General features: G+C 39.7%; 1 protein-coding gene. It reads left to right on the top strand.

The genetic code is table 11. From position 1 onward, the window contains the following. The first annotated feature begins 327 nt into the window (after positions 1–327). Positions 328–675, top strand: a complete 348-nt coding sequence (locus ABE613_RS15085) for a hypothetical protein (protein ID WP_347376812.1) — start codon at positions 328–330, stop codon at positions 673–675. Positions 676–798: the final 123 nt, after the last annotated feature.

Below are 798 nucleotides of genomic sequence, written 5' to 3'. Positions count from 1 at the left end.
GAACCACGGCATTCAATATCACCTGTCTCACGTAGCTCCTTTTGCCAACGTGATAATGTTTGTTGACTGATTCCTAAATTTGATGCACAGCCCTGCAGTCCTAAGTCTCTGTGATCATGATAATACTGGACTGCATCCAGTTTAAACTGTTTGTCATAGTGCTTTGCCATAATGAGATCCTCCTTCAGTGCGGTACCTACATTGTACCATGAAATATTAGATTAGGAATTCTCATTTTGAATTGTACTATTTATATTCTAGCACCAGGGAATTAATCCGCACTATACAATCAATCAAAATGTGCCTGTTGTCAGTGAAAGGTACCGCATGTTGTATCATCATCTTTCCTCATACAAGAATTATGGTCAGGAAATATTGTTCCATCATTATCCGAACTTTGGTTTATTCTCTTGTGCAAGCCAGATTCAACTGGATGTAGAAGAAGAGAATCTGGTAGAGTCACTAAATACATTTACAAAACTGGAACCATTAAAAGCGTTGATTTTTGCAAATTCAGCATGGGGAGAGCATCAGGAGATTCTCTGCAGCAGAGACCATTTCTGGAGAAACAGCCTTCACGGACTGAATCGGTATAATGTTGATATGTATGGGCTGGAATTTGAATCCATTGATGAAGGTGGTTTATTCAGCTTTTCACATTCTGCTGTCTCATAAGCGGACAAATATCAATGCAGCGAAAATCCGGTCTTCTACAGAGTTTACAGCGACTGCCACACTGCTTGTCACAAAGACAAACGATCTTACAAGTCTTTCGATGAATGCATGGTGGATTCGTAT

Origin of the sequence: Dorea chungnamensis, assembly GCF_039832125.1 — a bacterium.
GTDB lineage: Bacteria > Bacillota > Clostridia > Lachnospirales > Lachnospiraceae > JAFBIX01.
Note: the sequence above shows the minus strand (reverse complement) of the source record. Positions and strands in the feature narration are given on the sequence as shown.

Excerpts from the sequence above, each read along its gene's own strand:
- ABE613_RS15085 (WP_347376812.1), top strand. The coding sequence starts at position 328 with ATGTTGTATCATCATCTTTCCTCATACAAGAATTATGGTCAGGAAATA.